This window comes from Roseibium sp. (assembly GCF_039982295.1).
In the GTDB taxonomy this organism is placed as follows: Bacteria; Pseudomonadota; Alphaproteobacteria; order Rhizobiales; family Stappiaceae; genus Roseibium.
The window spans coordinates 169,499-185,728 of the sequence record NZ_JBDWYP010000064.1; the positions used below are offsets into that span (position 1 = coordinate 169,499).

21 protein-coding genes are annotated in these 16,230 nt (G+C 57.5%); 9 read left to right on the forward strand and 12 right to left on the reverse strand.

Going from position 1 to position 16,230, the window contains the following annotated elements; all coding sequences use genetic code 11:
* Positions 1 to 33 precede the first annotated feature (33 nt).
* The 11 genes from ureG to ABJZ52_RS13750 all read right to left on the reverse strand — a co-directional run bounded on the left by ureG (position 34) and on the right by ABJZ52_RS13750 (position 6,883).
* Entirely contained in the window at positions 34 to 645 is a 612-nt protein-coding gene (ureG, locus tag ABJZ52_RS13700) for an urease accessory protein UreG (RefSeq protein WP_348191949.1), read from the reverse strand.
* A complete protein-coding gene (locus ABJZ52_RS13705) occupies positions 642 to 1,370 on the reverse strand; it encodes an urease accessory protein UreF (protein ID WP_348191946.1) in 729 nt (242 codons plus the stop codon). Before ABJZ52_RS13705 ends, ureG begins: the two co-directional genes overlap by 4 nt.
* Positions 1,360 to 1,854 (reverse strand): urease accessory protein UreE, encoded by a 495-nt coding sequence (locus ABJZ52_RS13710; protein WP_348191943.1) that lies wholly within the window; start codon positions 1,852 to 1,854, stop codon positions 1,360 to 1,362. The genes ABJZ52_RS13705 and ABJZ52_RS13710 overlap by 11 nt, the downstream gene beginning before the upstream one ends.
* Positions 1,851 to 2,456 carry a glutathione S-transferase family protein gene (locus tag ABJZ52_RS13715; protein WP_348191940.1) on the reverse strand — a complete coding sequence of 202 codons (606 nt, stop codon included), beginning with the start codon at positions 2,454 to 2,456 and terminating at the stop codon, positions 1,851 to 1,853. Before ABJZ52_RS13715 ends, ABJZ52_RS13710 begins: the two co-directional genes overlap by 4 nt.
* Before the next feature lie 193 nt (positions 2,457 to 2,649).
* A complete protein-coding gene (locus ABJZ52_RS13720; protein WP_348191937.1) occupies positions 2,650 to 2,937 on the reverse strand; it encodes a GIY-YIG nuclease family protein in 288 nt (95 codons plus the stop codon).
* Positions 2,938 to 2,957: 20 nt separating this feature from the next.
* Positions 2,958 to 4,670, reverse strand: a complete 1,713-nt coding sequence (ureC, locus tag ABJZ52_RS13725) for an urease subunit alpha (RefSeq protein WP_348191935.1) — start codon at positions 4,668 to 4,670, stop codon at positions 2,958 to 2,960.
* Between the two features lie 48 nt (positions 4,671 to 4,718).
* The gene (locus ABJZ52_RS13730) at positions 4,719 to 5,132 is read right to left on the reverse strand and encodes a lysozyme inhibitor LprI family protein (protein ID WP_348191932.1); all 414 of its coding nucleotides are present in this window, start codon (positions 5,130 to 5,132) and stop codon (positions 4,719 to 4,721) included.
* 32 nt (positions 5,133 to 5,164) lie between these two features.
* Positions 5,165 to 5,470, reverse strand: a complete 306-nt coding sequence (locus tag ABJZ52_RS13735) for an urease subunit beta (protein ID WP_348191929.1) — start codon at positions 5,468 to 5,470, stop codon at positions 5,165 to 5,167.
* Positions 5,467 to 5,670: a hypothetical protein gene (locus tag ABJZ52_RS13740; protein WP_348191926.1), complete on the reverse strand. Its 204-nt coding sequence runs from the start codon at positions 5,668 to 5,670 to the stop codon at positions 5,467 to 5,469. The genes ABJZ52_RS13735 and ABJZ52_RS13740 overlap by 4 nt, the downstream gene beginning before the upstream one ends.
* Positions 5,671 to 5,689: 19 nt before the next feature.
* Positions 5,690 to 5,992, reverse strand: a complete 303-nt coding sequence (locus tag ABJZ52_RS13745; RefSeq protein WP_153771603.1) for an urease subunit gamma — start codon at positions 5,990 to 5,992, stop codon at positions 5,690 to 5,692.
* Positions 5,993 to 6,025: 33 nt separating this feature from the next.
* Complete coding sequence (locus ABJZ52_RS13750; RefSeq protein ID WP_348191923.1) at positions 6,026 to 6,883, reverse strand: urease accessory protein UreD; 858 nt, start codon at positions 6,881 to 6,883, stop codon at positions 6,026 to 6,028.
* Positions 6,884 to 7,264: 381 nt separating this feature from the next.
* On the opposite strand from ABJZ52_RS13750, the gene ABJZ52_RS13755 reads away from it, so the two are divergent.
* The 3 genes from ABJZ52_RS13755 to ABJZ52_RS13765 all read left to right on the forward strand — a co-directional run bounded on the left by ABJZ52_RS13755 (position 7,265) and on the right by ABJZ52_RS13765 (position 10,509).
* Complete coding sequence (locus tag ABJZ52_RS13755) at positions 7,265 to 8,686, forward strand: D-alanyl-D-alanine carboxypeptidase family protein (RefSeq protein WP_348191920.1); 1,422 nt, start codon at positions 7,265 to 7,267, stop codon at positions 8,684 to 8,686.
* A 179-nt stretch (positions 8,687 to 8,865) separates the two neighbouring features.
* A complete protein-coding gene (locus tag ABJZ52_RS13760; protein ID WP_348191917.1) occupies positions 8,866 to 9,102 on the forward strand; it encodes a hypothetical protein in 237 nt (78 codons plus the stop codon).
* Positions 9,103 to 9,258: 156 nt separating this feature from the next.
* A complete protein-coding gene (locus ABJZ52_RS13765; RefSeq protein WP_348191914.1) occupies positions 9,259 to 10,509 on the forward strand; it encodes a GTP-binding protein in 1,251 nt (416 codons plus the stop codon).
* On the opposite strand, the gene tesB is transcribed toward ABJZ52_RS13765, so the two are convergent.
* The gene (gene tesB, locus ABJZ52_RS13770) at positions 10,506 to 11,390 is read right to left on the reverse strand and encodes an acyl-CoA thioesterase II (protein ID WP_348191911.1); all 885 of its coding nucleotides are present in this window, start codon (positions 11,388 to 11,390) and stop codon (positions 10,506 to 10,508) included. The genes ABJZ52_RS13765 and tesB overlap by 4 nt on opposite strands.
* Positions 11,391 to 11,531: 141 nt before the next feature.
* Here tesB and ABJZ52_RS13775 point away from each other — a divergent pair, with 141 nt between their 5' ends.
* From ABJZ52_RS13775 to ABJZ52_RS13800, 6 genes are all read left to right on the forward strand, one after another.
* Entirely contained in the window at positions 11,532 to 12,770 is a 1,239-nt protein-coding gene (locus ABJZ52_RS13775; RefSeq protein WP_348191909.1) for a ubiquinone biosynthesis hydroxylase, read from the forward strand.
* A gap of 21 nt (positions 12,771 to 12,791) precedes the next feature.
* The gene (locus ABJZ52_RS13780; protein WP_348191906.1) at positions 12,792 to 13,664 is read left to right on the forward strand and encodes an SDR family oxidoreductase; all 873 of its coding nucleotides are present in this window, start codon (positions 12,792 to 12,794) and stop codon (positions 13,662 to 13,664) included.
* A 76-nt stretch (positions 13,665 to 13,740) separates the two neighbouring features.
* Entirely contained in the window at positions 13,741 to 13,938 is a 198-nt protein-coding gene (locus ABJZ52_RS13785; protein WP_153771597.1) for a twin transmembrane helix small protein, read from the forward strand.
* A gap of 10 nt (positions 13,939 to 13,948) precedes the next feature.
* Positions 13,949 to 14,524 (forward strand): cob(I)yrinic acid a,c-diamide adenosyltransferase, encoded by a 576-nt coding sequence (locus tag ABJZ52_RS13790; protein WP_348191903.1) that lies wholly within the window; start codon positions 13,949 to 13,951, stop codon positions 14,522 to 14,524.
* A 27-nt stretch (positions 14,525 to 14,551) separates the two neighbouring features.
* Complete coding sequence (locus tag ABJZ52_RS13795; RefSeq protein WP_348191900.1) at positions 14,552 to 15,250, forward strand: rhomboid family intramembrane serine protease; 699 nt, start codon at positions 14,552 to 14,554, stop codon at positions 15,248 to 15,250.
* Positions 15,251 to 15,460: 210 nt separating this feature from the next.
* Positions 15,461 to 16,210, forward strand: a complete 750-nt coding sequence (locus ABJZ52_RS13800; RefSeq protein ID WP_348191897.1) for an electron transfer flavoprotein subunit beta/FixA family protein — start codon at positions 15,461 to 15,463, stop codon at positions 16,208 to 16,210.
* Positions 16,211 to 16,230 lie beyond the last annotated feature (20 nt).

A 16,230-nucleotide genomic window follows, 5' to 3' on the forward strand; every position in this document is an offset into this window, starting at 1 on the left:
TTTGAAGATCCTCGTGGTGGCTTGAAGATGGTTCTAGAGCCCGCCTTTTTCGACAATGAATTGTACGACTTCCTGAACCCCTGCCCCGGCTTTCGTATTTGCGAAAACAAAGGGCCGTGCCTTGCGCATTTTCGTTGCGTCGCGATCCATGACGGAGAGATCAGCGCCTACATGGGGAGCCAGATCGGTCTTGTTGATGACCAGCAGATCCGAACGAGTGATGCCCGGGCCGCCTTTGCGCGGAATTTCCTCGCCTGCCGCCACGTCGATCACATAGATCGTCAGATCGGCCAGTTCCGGCGAGAAGGTCGCTGCGAGATTGTCGCCGCCAGATTCGATCAATATGAGATCGAGATCGGGAAACGCCTGATTAAGATCAGCCACGGCCGCCAGATTGATGGAGGCGTCTTCACGAATGGCCGTATGCGGGCAACCGCCGGTCTCCACGCCGCGAATGCGATCGCTGGAGAGCGCCTGGGAGCGCATCAGCGCCTCGGCATCCTCACTGGTGTAGATGTCATTGGTTATGACGGCGAGCGAGTACTGATCGCGCATCGCCTTGCAAAGCTTGTCGGTCAAAGTGGTCTTGCCGGATCCGACCGGGCCGCCAATTCCAACACGCAAAGCACCGTTTGAAGAACTCATGAGCGGAACAACCTCGAGTATTTTGTTTCATGGGCCATGGACGCAATGTCGGCCAAAAAGCTGCAGGTGCCGAGATCGTCCAGACCGGCACCGAGTGCCTCCCCGGTCACTTCAGCGATTGTTTCTTCCAGTGCCGCCAAAATGCGCTGACCGTCAGTTTGTCCAAGTGGAACCGCCCGAACGGCGGCTGAAATGATGTTGGCACTGAAGGCGTGAAGCAGTCCGGTCGCTGTGGCGTCAGTGGGAAGACGCCAGGCGGCTGCAGTCAGTCCGACTGCGACTGGATAAGGCCAGGACTTTGGTGCGCTACCGGACGACAGGTCTGTAAGGTTGTTGAATACGCGAGAGGCTGGGCTGTCGTCCTCTGGTCGCCAGGCCTGCACAACCGCACCGATAAAGGCTGTGCCCTGTGCGCTGGTTTCCAGATGGCGCTCCCTGGAGGGCTGCAGGGCGAGGCCAAGATCGTTCAGGTCGCGAACAGCTGCCTCATCGCCGCGCGACGCTGCAAGCATCGTTTCCTTGGTGAGGATGATGTCGCTGCGGCCTGCGCCAAAGCGCAAGACGTCTTCCAGCCAGGTCTTGAGGCCTTGTGCGTCCGTGACCTCTCCCTCCTCGATCACCTGCTCCAGACCGTGGCTATAGGTATAGGCACCAATCGGAAACGCAGGAGAGAGAAAGGCGAGCAGGCGATAAAGCGCTGCGGAAGACACTGCATCAGTGGTCATGAGAGTGTCCATGATGGTGGCTTTCGTGCCCGTGATCATGGCCCTGGGTCTGACCATGGCCATAGGCACCGCCCTCCGGATCAAACGGCGCGCGCAGGACCGTCAATTTGCCACCAAGGCGGACAACAAGATCTTCGATGACATGATCCCGGCGTATCCGCAGGGTTTGCCCCATCAATTGCGTCGGCAGATGCCGGTTGCCCAGATGCCAGGCGATCTTGACGAGATGACCCATGTCATCCGCCTCGATCTCGACGAGATCTTCGGACGCGCCAACAACCTCGATGATGCGGCCGTCCTCCAGCTCAAGACCGTCACCATGATGCAGATGAACTGCATTGGGCTGGTCGAGCAGGAACGCGGTGCCGCCTGACCCTGTCAGCACGGCCCGGCGCCGATGCCGGTCTTCCCGGTCCAGAGTGATTGTGTCTGAGGGGTTACCTTCCCAGGTTCCAGCAGCAAGAATATCAGCGACGCGGATCATGAACCCTCTTTGAGTTTGGCCATCATTGCCTGGAACGCGGGCCGCTCACGCAAGCGCTTGAAATAGGCAGCGACAGGTCCTTCTCTGGGCTGATCGAACTTTGCGGCTACGGCCCAGCCGGAACAATGCCCGAGAATGATATCGGCAATGGTGAAGGTCTCACCCATGACATAGGGGCCGTCGCCCAGGCGGGTTTCCAGCGTCCTGAGTGCCTGGGAGAATTCGGCCTTGCAGACGGCTTTGATGTCCGGGACACGCACGTCTTTCGGATGAATGAAAGAGTTTTTGGCCGCGGTCCAAAGCGCTCCTTCCAGCTCATCAACGGCGAACTGGGTGAAGCTGTCCTGCCGTGCCCGGTCAATGGTGCCTGCCGGAAAGGTTATCTTGCCGTGTTTGTCCGAAAGGTACGTGCAGATGGCGATCGAATCCGTCAGCACTGTATCGCCATCGATCAGCGCCGGGATCTTGCCGGCCGGGTTGACGGCACGGATGGCATCAGACTGTGGATTGGTCGGATCATGGACATAGGCTTCCCCGAGCTCCTCCAACAGCCAGAGAACCCGCAGTGCTCGCGACTGCAGTGCCCCGATTACCTTGTACATCCTAGTTCTTTCCACACTTGTGTGTTTCGGCATTTGGATCCTCGGGACTTCGCCCGAGGATGACCACGGAGAGGCGCGAATTAAATGCGAGATTTAATCGCATGATCGTTTCAGTCATCTCGCTCGGCACAATCTTATGCAGTAGTGTCGAGAGTATCTGGCGTCATCCTCGGGCGAAGTCCCGAGGATCCACCTAGTGGTTTAGTTGCTCATAGAGATCATGCCATTCCGGGTTCATCTCGTTGATCAAATTGAGCTTCCAGGTGCGGTAGTAGCGTTTGATGTTTTTTTCACGTTGGATGGCACGCCCGATCTCATCGTGAACTTCATACCAGACAAGCTGCTTGCAATTATATTTGCCTGTAAAGCCTGGCACCGCTTCTACCTTATGCTCGTAAACCCTCCTGGCCAAATCCGTGGTGACGCCTGTGTATAGCGTTCCATTTCGGCTCGACGTCAAGATGTAGACAAACGCTGTCACTCGTCCGTTCTGTCAGATTGTTAGAAAAGGAAGTAACGCTGGGCCATGGGGAGCACTTCGGCGGGTTCGCAGGTGAGCAGCTCGCCGTTGGCGCGGACCTCATAGGTCTCGGGATGAACCTCGATCTCGGGCGTCGCGTCGTTAAGCACCATGGATTTTTTCGAGATACCGCCGCGCACGTTTTTGACCGGAAGGACAAGACTGTCGAGTCCTGCCTTGTCCTTGACGCCGTTGTCGAAGGCAGCCTTCGAGACAAATGTCACGCGGCTTTGGGTCATCGCCTTGCCGTACGCACCAAACATGGGACGGTAGTGGACCGGTTGAGGCGTCGGGATGGAGGCATTTGGATCGCCCATGGGTGCGGCGGCAATCGTGCCGAGCTTCAGCACCATGTCCGGCTTTACCCCGAAGAACTTCGGATCCCACAGCACCAGATCGGCAAGTTTGCCGACTTCAACCGAGCCGATGTGCTCATCAAGACCGTGGGCAATTGCCGGGTTGATTGTGATCTTCGACATGTAGCGTTTGACGCGATGGTTGTCGTTCTCGCCGGTTTCTTCGCTCAGACGGCCTCGTTGTGACTTCATCTTATGGGCGGTCTGCATGGTGCGGATGATAACTTCGCCCACGCGACCCATGGCCTGACTGTCGGAGGCGATGATAGAGAACGCACCCATGTCATGCAGAATGTCTTCAGCTGCAATTGTCTCGCGCCGGATCCGGCTTTCGGCAAAGGCAACGTCTTCTGGAATGGAGGAATCCAGATGGTGGCAGACCATCAACATGTCGAGATGCTCGTCGATGGTGTTGACGGTGTAGGGCCGGGTCGGATTTGTCGAAGACGGGATGACATTCAGCTCGCCGCAAACCTTGATGATGTCAGGCGCATGGCCACCGCCGGCGCCTTCGGTATGAAACGCATGAATTGTGCGGTTCTTGAACGCTGAAGTGGTGTTCTCGACGAAACCGCTTTCGTTCAGCGTATCCGTATGGATCATCACCTGGATGTCATATTCGTCGGCGACCGAGAGGCATGTGTCGATGGCCGCCGGGGTTGTGCCCCAGTCCTCATGCAGTTTGAGTGCGCAGGCACCTGCGAGGATCTGTTCTTCCAGGCCGGCTGGAAGTGAGGCGTTGCCCTTTCCGGCGAAGGCCAGGTTCATGGGGAAGCTGTCCGCCGATTGCAGCATGCGCGTGATGTGCCACGGGCCGGGTGTACAGGTGGTGGCGTTGGTGCCTGTGGCCGGACCGGTTCCACCGCCGAGCATCGTCGTGACGCCGGACATGAGGGCTTCTTCGATCTGCTGCGGGCAAATAAAGTGAATGTGCACGTCGAGGGCGCCTGCAGTGAGGATCTTGCCTTCCCCTGCGATGGCTTCCGTACCTGGTCCGACGATGATGTCGACATCCGGCTGAACATCCGGGTTGCCTGCCTTGCCGATGGCGACGATGCGACCGTCCTTCAGGCCCACATCTGCCTTTACGATGCCCCAGTGATCAACGATCAAGGCGTTGGTTATGACGGTATCAACGGCCCCAGCCGAACGTGGGTGCTGGGACTGTCCCATGCCGTCGCGGATCACCTTGCCGCCACCGAATTTTACTTCTTCTCCATAGGTGGTGAAGTCCTTCTCGACTTCGATCACAAGGTCTGTGTCTGCGAGCCGAAGGCGGTCGCCGGTGGTCGGTCCGAACATGTCCGCATAGGCGGCGCGGGGCATTTTATAAGGCATTTATGTCCTCCTGGGCGCAGCGAGAGCTTTTGGGCTCCGCGCGGATCTTCAGTTGCCGAGGCCTTCGGCGAGTTCACTCAGTTCATCGGTGCGCTTGACGGTCAGCGTTGCCAGGCAGCCGTAAATCAGCAATGGCTCCATGGAGCCGCCGCGCGCCAGGAAGCCGTATGCCTCGCACGCCTTGTCGCGATATGGGATCCACGAGCGCTGGGCGTCACGGAGTGCATCCGCCCCGCCCTGCATGTGGTCAGGGAGACTGGCATCGAGGCTGCGCATGGTCGCCATGGCGGCCTGGTAGGTGGCATTCAGCTCAGCGTCGTACTGTTTCCAGGCTTTTTGGGCACAATAGGTCCTCTCCATCTGGTTCAGCGGATAGCCGCAATCGATGTTGTCCTGCGCGCTGAGCCCATCCGTTGATGTCACGAGCGCCAGACTTGCCAGTGCAAGAAGCCGATTTTTCATGATGACGCCCTCCCCGGATCGCCGTCTGCCGCCTAGAGCGAGCCCATGACTTTCTGGTTGAAGCCGTAAACGGCGCGATCGCCGCGATATGGCACAAGCGAGACGGACCGGCTTTGTCCGGGTTCGAAGCGAACAGCGGTTCCGGCCGGAATATCCAGACGCATGCCGCGAGCAGCTTCCCGATCGAAGGAAAGACCTTCGTTGGTTTCGGCGAAGTGATAGTGGCTGCCGACCTGGATCGGACGGTCGCCGGTGTTCGAGACTTCGATGGAAATGGCCTCAAGGCCTGCGTTCAGCTCGATCTCGCCGTCTGCGGGGAAAAGTTCTCCAGGGATCATTTGTCACCTGCCAGGCTGCGGCGGGCCCAGGCAATCGCGCCGACGAAAGACAAGCCGAGTGCGACGATGACCAGTGTCTCGGTCGTGATCATGCCCGCGGCATCCGTGTGCGGGTGTGCATGTTGCTGGGCGCTTGGATGGGCCAGCGCAGAGCCTGCTGATGCGACCAAGGCAGCCGTGAAGAGAGCAATCTTTTTCATGAAAATCTCCTTTGAAACACTAGCGGATAGGTTCGTGAACGGTGACGAGCTTGGTGCCGTCCGGGAAAGTCGCCTCAACCTGAACATCATGGATCATTTCGGCGATGCCATCCATGACCTGGTCGCGTGTCAGAACCTTCGCACCGGTTTCCATGAGATCGGCGACCGAGCGTCCATCCCTTGCGCCTTCAACGACGAAGTCGGTAATCAAGGCGATGGCTTCAGGATGGTTCAGCTTGACGCCACGCTCCAGGCGTCGGCGGGCGACCATGGCGGCGGTGGCAATCAGCAATTTGTCTTTTTCACGTGGCGTGAGATTCAAAGTAACCTCCCCTGAATGATGATTATGGTGTGTTCAGCAGTGCCAGACTCGTGGCAGCGGTGCTGAACGATAGGTTTCAAGAAATGACATCAGCGCGTCACGCAGGGACCGTCCATCGGCTGCAACGAAACGCGCTGTTAGAACTCCGTTCCAGGCGCTGGTGGCGGCTCTGACAGGCGCATCCGGGCTGCAGCCTTCGAGTGCGGTGCGGGCACGATCAAGTCGGGCCTCGGCGTTTGGATCGCAATCAATCAGCGTTGCGAAGGCAAGACCACCTGATGTGGTCGCGGCGCCCTTGAGAATGTCCCTCGTGTTGCCTTCAAGGCGCGCGTCATCGGCAAAGACAAGTTTTCCATCCCGGTGAATGCGCCATCGGTCTCTGAAGGAGACCGTGTCGATCGTTTCACCCATGGCGGTGCGACCAAGGACGATCGACTCAATGCCGAGAAAGCGGGCGTTGTCTTGCAGGTCGACCGTCATCGAGCGATGCAAGGCCGATGCGTTGAACAGGATTGTCTCCTGAGGAAGCCATTCAACAAATGCATCTGCTTCTGCCATCAGCCGTGTCGTGATCGTGCCGTTTCCGGTGGACCGGCGATAGGCGCGCTCGGCGGCCTGGCTTGTAAGGATCGCGTGGCCACCTGCGGCAACTCGGGCAGAATATGTATACTCATCGCCTCCGGTCACACCTCCAGCGGTGTTGATCAGAACAGCGACAGGTATGTTGTCATAGACCCTTGGCAGGCGGAATTTGGCTGAGCCGCGTTGATAAAGGTCATCCAGCCGTGTTTGGGATCCCACCTGTTTGAATGAGATGCGTGCCTCCCCCCGGGCGCGCTGCATTGGCGCGTCCTCCACCTGCGGCGGGGTTGAAACAGCAACGTCAAACATTCGCGAGATGTCTCCCTTTCGAGAATCTGGATGGTTGCCCCGAACCAGGGCGAATGACCGGGCCAACTTGAAACCGCTTCAGGCCGGATTGCAAGCGTCTAGCTCAGACATCAGAAAGCGCTGGGATGCAAACTCAGGGCCACACGACCCGTCTAGCGCGGAACCGGCAGGCGGGTCGTTGCGGGTGCCTTTGTGGACGCACGAAAGGTCCCCGGGAAATCTGTGGTCGATTAAATTTTAATCACATGCACATTTGATGAGCTTGTCGTGACGACAAATGTGAAGGCGAATTTTTTGCAAAGCCGCCCACGTATCGGTTATGCATACGCTCAACATGGGCATCGGAATGTGGGTTTTTGGGCATCGACCAGCGAGGGTATCGTGTTCGCAAGTTTATTTTGCCAAATTTTACGCCGCTTTGGGCTCCTAGGTCTTCTTCTTGTCAGCTCCGCCGCCTTCGGTCCCGCTCTTGCGGATATTGGCGCCTATATCGTCGTGGATGCGAAAACTGGCTCAGTGCTGGATGAAAAGGATGCGACCCGAAAGTGGTATCCAGCCTCCCTGACCAAGATGATGACAGCTTATGTTGCCTTCAAAGCTGTTCGCGAAGGCCGTGCAACGCTGACGTCGGCCGTCACCCAATCGCAGAATTCCCTCTCCGAACCCCCGAGCAAGATGGGCTTCAAGGTTGGCACGCAGCTGACACTTGATGCGGCCCTGAAGATTATCCTGATCAAGTCGGCCAATGATGTTGCGGTTGCGATTGGTGAAGCGATCGCCGGGTCGGAGGCTGGCTTTATTGCGATGATGAATGCCGAAGCGCGCCGGCTTGGCATGCGGGACACAGTGTTCGTCAATCCACACGGATTGCCGGACAACCGGCAGGTTTCGACTGCGCGCGACATGGCAATCCTTGCCATGGCATTGCGGGCAGATTTCCCGGAGGCGCGATCCTACTACAAGCATCCGGGAATCAAATTCGGAAAGAAAACCCTTCGTTCGGCCAACCGTGAATTCCTGCTGAGGGTGCCGGGCGCTGATGGCATGAAGACCGGGTATATTTGCAACGCCGGCTATAATGTTGCTGCATCTGCCACACGGCGCGGACGAACGATCATAGTCGTCGTGCTTGGCGCAGCATCCGGGCTGGAGCGCATTGCATTCAGCCGTGACGCACTGGACAAGGCCTTCAAGAAACGTCCGGGTCGAACAACTGTAACCAACCTGCGTGGCAGTGGTGGAAATCCGCCGGCCGACCGGTATTGCAAGCGCAATCCAAAGCCTGGCGCGGAAGGCGTCATGGCACGTTATGACATGCAGGACAGCAAGAGTTCCGTTCTGTCGTTTTCAGGTGCGAAGAAGCAGGGCGGCATCATCATCCCCGGCTTGCGAACCAATTCTGCCGATACCGACACACCTTCGAAAGTTGAGTCCGTCAAGCTTCCAAACGGAAAGATTGACTGGGTGAAAGTAATGGACAGGACCATCGGCCCGCGCCGGATTGCCTATGCTCCAATCACGGTCAGAACGGGTGTTCCCAAAGGGGCGCAAGCGCCAGCCGCGGCCGGCAATGTGGCTGCGGCGCCTGTTCCCTTGATCGATGTGCCCTTGCCCAACAGGCATCCAGGTCGTGCAGTCACGCTCTCGCCCGCCGCCGAAGCGGCGACACAGACTTCCGGTGCGGTTGCGCAAACCGATTTCTTAAGGTCGGGCCTGGCGACGGATGAGCCTGCGCCGGGGTCTTTGTTCCGGAAAGGGCAGAATTTTGCAATTCCGGTCCCGTCGCCAAGTCCCCAACGCTAAAGCGAAAATCGAAATTCCGCTTTGATTAAAGAAATGTTAACTGTAAATATTAACAATACAGTTACCAATTAAATACCATGTCGTGGCATTATTGCGCTGACAGATGTGATTCTCTTCTGTTGCTTGGAACAGTGGGCGTAGCGGTCTGGATGCCGTCGCTCTATCGGGAGTAGTCTTCAATGATGGTGGAACCGAAAAGCTCCGCGACCATTCTTGCTCTGGCTGATCTTGCGGACCTTTCGGCCAAGCAGCTGGAGGAAGGACGCTCCATCGAAGAAGTGATCGAGACCCTTCGCTCGGCAGCCCTGGCGGTTCGTACCGTGATTGCCCCGGAAGAAGACAGCCTTGATGCCGAGATGGAAACGGCCGATGAAGAGGAAAACAAGAGCGAAGAAGCAAGCGATATTTCCGCCTGACCTTCACCGCCTCTGCCATTTCCCGAAAACGGAGAAACATGGCCTAATCATTCCCGATAGGCTTGTTCTCACATCCCGTACTGGATTTTTCTGACTTGTCGACTTAGGTCATAAGCACCTTCGGCGATCTTTGCCGACTTATGACCAGAGGCAGCGATGACCGATCTTCCCGATTCCGCAGGTGTGCCTGAAGCACCACAGCGAGGCCCCAAGCCGCCGATCCCTTTGTCGGTGATCACCGGGTTTCTCGGATCAGGAAAGACCACCTTGCTCAATCAGATTCTCCAGGATCCGTCGATGGCCGACACGGCGGTTATCATCAACGAGTTTGGTGAGATTGGCCTCGATCATCTTTTGGTGGATCAGGCAAGTGACGGTATTCTCGAGCTTTCCTCAGGGTGTCTTTGCTGCACGATTAGAGGCGATCTTGTCACCACGCTGGAAGATCTTCTGCGCAGGGTCGACAATGGCCGTATGGACCGGCTGGCGCGAGTGGTTATCGAGACCACCGGCCTCGCAGACCCTGCGCCTATCCTGCATACGATCATGCTGCATCCCTATCTGGTGATGCGGTATCGGCTTGAAAGTGTCGTCACCCTGGTGGATGGCATCAACGGTCTCGAGACCATCGAGACCCACGAGGAAGCGCGCCGTCAGGCCGCAGTTGCCGACCGCCTTGTGCTGACGAAAACGGATCTTGTTCAAACACCTGCGCAAATTCAAGGTCTGGCAGCGCTGAAAGCGCGTTTGAACGAACTCAATCCAGGGGCGCTTTTGCTTGATGCGCAGGTGGGTGAAGCGATTCCCGAACGCCTGTTCGATGCAGGTCTCTACGACCCGAAGACGAAAATTCCAGATGTTGCAAAATGGCTGAACGCGGAAGCCTATGAAGGTTCTCATTCGCATGGGCATGACCATGGGGGTGGCCATCATCATCATGACCACCATCATGGTCACTCACATGGACATTCTCACGGGCACGATCATGATCACGACCACGCGCATGATGTGAACCGTCACGATGACAAGATCAGGGCCTTCACACTCGCGACAGATCGACCCATTCCCGCGTCAGCGCTGGAAATGTTCATCGATCTGCTGCGTTCGGCTCACGGGCCAAAGCTTTTGCGTGTGAAGGGTATTGTGCAAATCGCCGAAGATCCGGACAGGCCCGTTGTGATTCATGGTGTTCAGCACGTTTTTCATCCGCCAGCGACCCTGGAAGCCTGGCCGGATGAGGATCACAGAAGTCGTATGGTGTTCATCACCTATGATCTACCAGAGGGCTTTGTCAGGCGGATGTTCGAGGCATTTAGTGGCGCGCTGCTGCCCGATACCCCGGACGCTCAGGCGATGACCGACAACCCGCTTGCGGTGTCCGGATTCACCAGCTCTATCCGGAATTAACCAGGCATTCCTTCCTTGGCCCTTGAGACCTTCCGAATTAGGCCCTCCTGCGCGGTCGATGCGATGAGAACGCCGTCGCGGGTGTAAAGCGAACCACGGTTCATGCCGCGGGAACCTGAGGCGGATGGCGTGTCTTCGGCATAGAGCAGCCATTCGTCGGCCTTGAAGGGGCGGTGAAACCACATTGCATGATCGAGGCTGGCCGCCTGGATGTCCGGGCTGAAGACCGATTTTCCATGTGGGAACAAGGACGTGTCGAGGAGTGTCATGTCTGACGCATAGGCAAGAACGCACTGGTGAATGCGCGCGTCATCCGGCAACGGGTGGCTGGCGCGGACCCAAACGTATTGCGTTGGTGGCAATGGCTTGTCAGAGAAATAGTGGGTCAGATCCACTGGCCTCAATTCGATGGGTCGTTCTCTTTCCCAGTATTTTCGCACGTGTTCGGGCGCGACCTTGAGGAACTTCTCTTTCAGATCCTTTTCACTCGGCAAATCTTCAGGCATCGGGACTTTGGGCATGTCAACTTGATGCTCCAAGCCCTCTTCCATCACCTGAAAAGAGGCAGACATTGAGAAGATGGCCTTGCCATGCTGGATTGCGACCACACGTCTAGTCGTAAAGCTGCCGCCGTCGCGGATCCGGTCAACCTCGTAGACGATCGGCACCGATGGATCGCCGGGACGCATGAAATATCCATGCAGGGAATGAACATGCCTGTCTTCGACAACGGTACGGGAAGCGGCGACAAGCGCCTGACCGATGACCTGGCCGCCAAAAACCCGCTGCCAGCCAACCTGGGGGCTGCGACCTCTGAACAGGTTGTGCTCCAACGGTTCCAGGTCGAGAATTTGAAGAAGGTTGTCAATGGCCGTGTTCATCGGCGCGATCCCTGCTAAATAGGACGTGATTAGGATTTCGTGCGCCACGCGAGGGTGGCAACCTGGAGACTTGGACGCGACTTGACGTATAAGTCAAGTTGCCCAAAGGGAATGGGTCAGATGAAAGTCCGGGAGAAAAAAATGGCCGAGGCCGCTGAACGCAGTTCCATGTTTGACGTCGCGATTGCAGGTGGCGGTTACGTTGGACTGTCCCTGGCGCTGGCGCTCAAGAAAGCCGACGCGACAATGCCTGTTGTCGTGATCGATCCCAAGCCGATGGAAGTCCTCGGCAAGGATCCCAGGGCGTCCGCCATTGCCGCGGCGGCGAGCAGAATGCTCGATCAACTCGGCATATGGTCGAACATCAAGGACAAGGCGCAGCCGGTCAACGAAATGATCGTGACTGACAGCAAGCTGCGGGATGTCGTTCGCCCGGTTTTTCTGACGTTTGGCGGTGAAGCGGCAGATGGTGAGCCTTTCGCGCATATGATGCCCAATGGCGTCATGCTGCCGGCTCTTTACGAAGCGGCGAAAGCGTTGGGAGTCGTGTTTGCAGCACCTGACAGCGCGTCCACCTTCCGCACGACGCCGGATCAGGTTGAAATTGACCTTGCGAGCGGCGACACCGTTTACGCGAGGCTTCTGGTGGCGGCCGATGGTGTTCGCTCCAAGCTGCGTGATTTGGCAGGCATTCGGACCAACCACTGGGACTATGGCCAGTCCGGAATCGTCACGACGGTCAAACATGAGCGGCCGCACAATGGCCGCGCGGAAGAACATTTCCTGCCTGCGGGGCCCTTTGCAATCCTGCCATTGACCGGCAATCGTTCGTCACTCGTGTGGACAGAACGAACGCTGGACGCCAAGCGCCTTGTCGAAAGCGACGATTTTACCTTTGAGCTGGAGCTGGAACGCCGTTTCGGTCATCACCTTGGCAAGGTTGAGCTTGATGGCCCGCGCAATGCCTATCCGCTTGGTCTGACCCTGGCGCGCGATTTCATCAAGCCGCGATTTGCGCTCGCTGGCGATGCTGCGCACGGCATTCACCCAATTGCGGGACAGGGTCTCAACATGGGTTTCAAGGATGTGGCCGCGCTGGCAGAGGTTCTCGTCGAAGCACGTCGCTTGGGTCAGGACGTTGGCGCCTATGATGTTCTGGAGCGATATCAAAGGTGGCGGCGCTTTGATGCGTTTCAGATGGGCGTCGTGACCGACGTCTTGAATCGCCTGTTTTCCAATGACAACGACGTTTTGCGGGCTGCTCGTGATTTTGGCCTGGGGCTGGTCGAGCGGATGCCCAGCCTCAAGTCGCGCTTCATCAAGGAAGCTGCCGGCTTTGCTGGTCCCGTACCGAAATTGCTTTCGGGCGACCCTATCTAGTGGAGCCGGACGACATCCCGCATGCTTGATGAAACGCTGATGTACCAAATGCCTCGATCTGTCCTTATCACTGGATGTTCTACCGGAATTGGGGAGGTTGCTGCGCACCTTATGCGCGGTCGCAATTGGCGCGTCTTCCCGACAGCCCGAAAACAGACCGATGTAGATCGCCTGAAGGAGCAAGGCTTCGAAGCCTTTCTGCTGGACTATGAGGAGCCGGCGACGATCAAGGCGGCGCTGGACTCTATCCTTGAGCTGACGGACGGAAAACTCGACGGCTTGTTCAACAATGGGGCCTATGCGATTCCAGGTGCTCTGGAAGACATGCCCGTGGAAGGGCTCCAGACGCTTTTCCAGGCCAACTTCTTCGGTTGGCATGATCTGACGCGTCAGGTTGTTCCGGTTATGCGTGCCCAGGGGTCCGGGCGGATCGTCCAGTGTTCGTCTATCCTCGGGTTCATTGCCATGAAGTATCGCGGCGCCTACACGGCGTCCAAGTTTGCTCTTGAAGGCTACTCCGACACACTTCGCCAGGAGTTGGCTGGCACTGGCATTCACGTCAGCCTGATCGAGCCGGGACCGATCGAAACGCGCTTCACCGCAAATGCGCTTGCGAACTTTGACCAGTGGATCGGACCCGAAGGTCTGATTGCCTCACCTCATCGTAAGAGCTACGAAAAACGGCGCAAACGGATGGAGCAAGGCGAGCCTGGCTTTTTCAAATTGCCAGCAGAAGCGGTCGTCAAACCACTGATCCACGCGCTGGAGGCAAAAAAGCCAAAGCCGCGCTATTATGTCACCATCCCGACGACGGTGCTTGGTGTGGCAAAACGTTTCCTGAGCACGCGGGCGCTCGATCGGTTTTTGGGCAAGGCCGCCGATGCGGAAGAATGAGAGCTTTTGGGCGGTGCTATCTCCCTCGCAAAGCATTGAATAAGGCAGACCGGCTTCTGCCAGACAGGACTGAGACATGGTTGAACTTTGGAATATTCTGGTGCCGCTCGGAATGGCGGCAGTTGCGGTCGTTCTGGTCCTGGGTATCTGGAACATGGTGCGTGGCGGACCTGGAAACCGTTCGCAGATGTTTATGCGCTGGCGCGTCGGGCTCCAGTTTCTGGTCGTTCTGCTTGTGATGGGTGGTCTGTATCTTTTCGGACCAGTGCGCTGACGGGGACAAAATGGTCGTTCTGAATAAAATCTACACGAAGACCGGTGATGACGGCACGACGGCTCTCGGCTCCGGTGAGCGTCGCCCGAAACACGATCTGAGAATCGAGGCCTACGGTACGGTCGACGAAACCAATGCTGTTGTCGGCCTCGTTCGGCTTCATACCGCCGAGGAAGCGCCCGAGCTGGATGCAGTCCTTGGACGGATCCAGAATGACCTCTTCGATCTCGGTGCAGATCTCGCGACACCAGATACGGGTGAAGATCTTGGATATGAGCTGCTTCGTGTAACGGATGGACAGGTCGAAGCTCTGGAACAGGCCATCGACACGTTCAATGCCGAGCTTTCACCGCTGAGATCCTTTGTGTTACCAGGTGGAACTGCCGCTTCCGCACAGCTGCACCTTGCGCGCACGGTTTCCCGGCGCGCGGAGCGGCTCATGGTTGAACTGGCGGTGCGCGAAAAGGTCACATCTCCTGCTGTGCGCTATATGAACCGCTTATCGGACTTCTTCTTCGTTGCTTCGCGTTTCCTGAATGCGAAGGGTGACGGCGACGTGCTATGGGTTCCGGGAAAGAACCGCTAGTCGGTCTGGCGGAAGACGGAGCTCCGCATGTTTATTCCCCTGCATGACCACAACGGGCTGAAGCATGTGCTGCGGCCGGTCGTCACCTGGAGCCTGATCCTGGCGAATGCTTTGGCCTTTTTGCTGATGCAGAATGGCGGCTTCGGCGATGTGCTCAACGCCTCGGCCTATTCCTACGGTCTGATCCCCTCGGTCTTTTTCGACATGAAAGATCTTTCGCCCGAGCTGCAGAGCGTACCTGAGGGTATGACGATCGTAACGTATGCTTTCATGCACGGGGACCTCATGCATCTGGGCGGAAACATGTTGTTTCTCTGGGTCTTTGGCGACAATGTCGAAGACTGCTTGGGACACGTGAAGTTTCTGCTGTTTTATCTTCTGTGCGCGGCGGCGGGCGGACTGGCCTATACTCTCGTGAATTTCGGCTCCGACGTACCGCTGGTGGGTGCTTCGGGTGCAGTGGCCGGCGTGGTTGCAGCCTATCTGATGCTGCACCCGAAGGTGAAGGTGTGGATCCTTGCCCTGGGCCGAATTCCGCTGCGGCTTTCGGCCCAATGGGTTCTTGGTGCCTGGGTTCTGTATCAGATCGTGAACGCGCTTTTTTCCGAAACGGGCAATGTTGCATGGTCTGCCCATATCGGTGGTTTGGCAGCCGGGGCCATTCTTGTGGTCTTTCTGCGCAGGCGCGGAGTGCCGCTTTTCGATCGCGGAATGCCGGGGTCTTAATTCCAGTCTGTCGGGAGGTCATTCCGCGGATCCGGCAAATCTTCGAAGTTCCCTAGCGCCATCGTTGACACGCGGCGAAGGGACATTTACCGTCCCGCCACATGCGCGATAACTGGCTGAAAACCGCCGTTTAAGCTACGCGGCTGTTTTGTTGGCAAAGCCAAATGGTGCGGCGCGGCGCAAATGTCGCCCAAGCGGAGATTGAACCTTATGAAAATCCTTGTGCCCGTGAAACGGGTGATCGACTACAATGTCAAAGTGCGTGTGAAGCCGGATGGTTCGGGCGTCGATCTTGCCAATGTGAAGATGTCGATGAATCCGTTCGACGAGATCTCCGTTGAAGAGGCACTGCGCCTGAAGGAAGCCGGAAAGGCGACCGAGGTGATTGTTGTTTCCGTCGGACCACAGCAGGCGACCGAAACCCTGCGTACTGGTCTTGCCATGGGCGCGGATCGCGGAATTCTGGTCAAGACGGACGCAACCACGGAGCCGCTTGCCGTCGCGAAGATCCTCAAGGGCATTGTGGAAGCTGAAGAGCCGGGTCTCGTGATCCTCGGCAAGCAGGCGATCGATGATGATTGCAACCAGACGGGCCAGATGCTGGCCGCGCTTCTGGGGTGGGCACAAGGCACCTTTGCTTCCAAGGTCGATCTTGGCGACGACACCGTCGACGTCGTTCGCGAAGTCGATGGCGGCCTTCAGACCGTGGAGCTCAAGCTTCCGGCTATCGTGACCACCGACCTGCGTCTCAATGAGCCGCGCTATGCGTCCCTGCCGAACATCATGAAGGCCAAGAAAAAGCCTATTGATGAAAAGACACCAGACGATTTCGGTGTTGATGTCAGCCCGCGCCTGACCGTGGTTTCCACCGTCGAGCCGGCTTCCCGTCAGGCCGGCGTCAAGGTCGACTCCGTTGCTGAACTGGTCGACAAGCTGAAGAATGAGGCCGGCGTCCTTTAAGGGCCCGTCACACGAGGAAA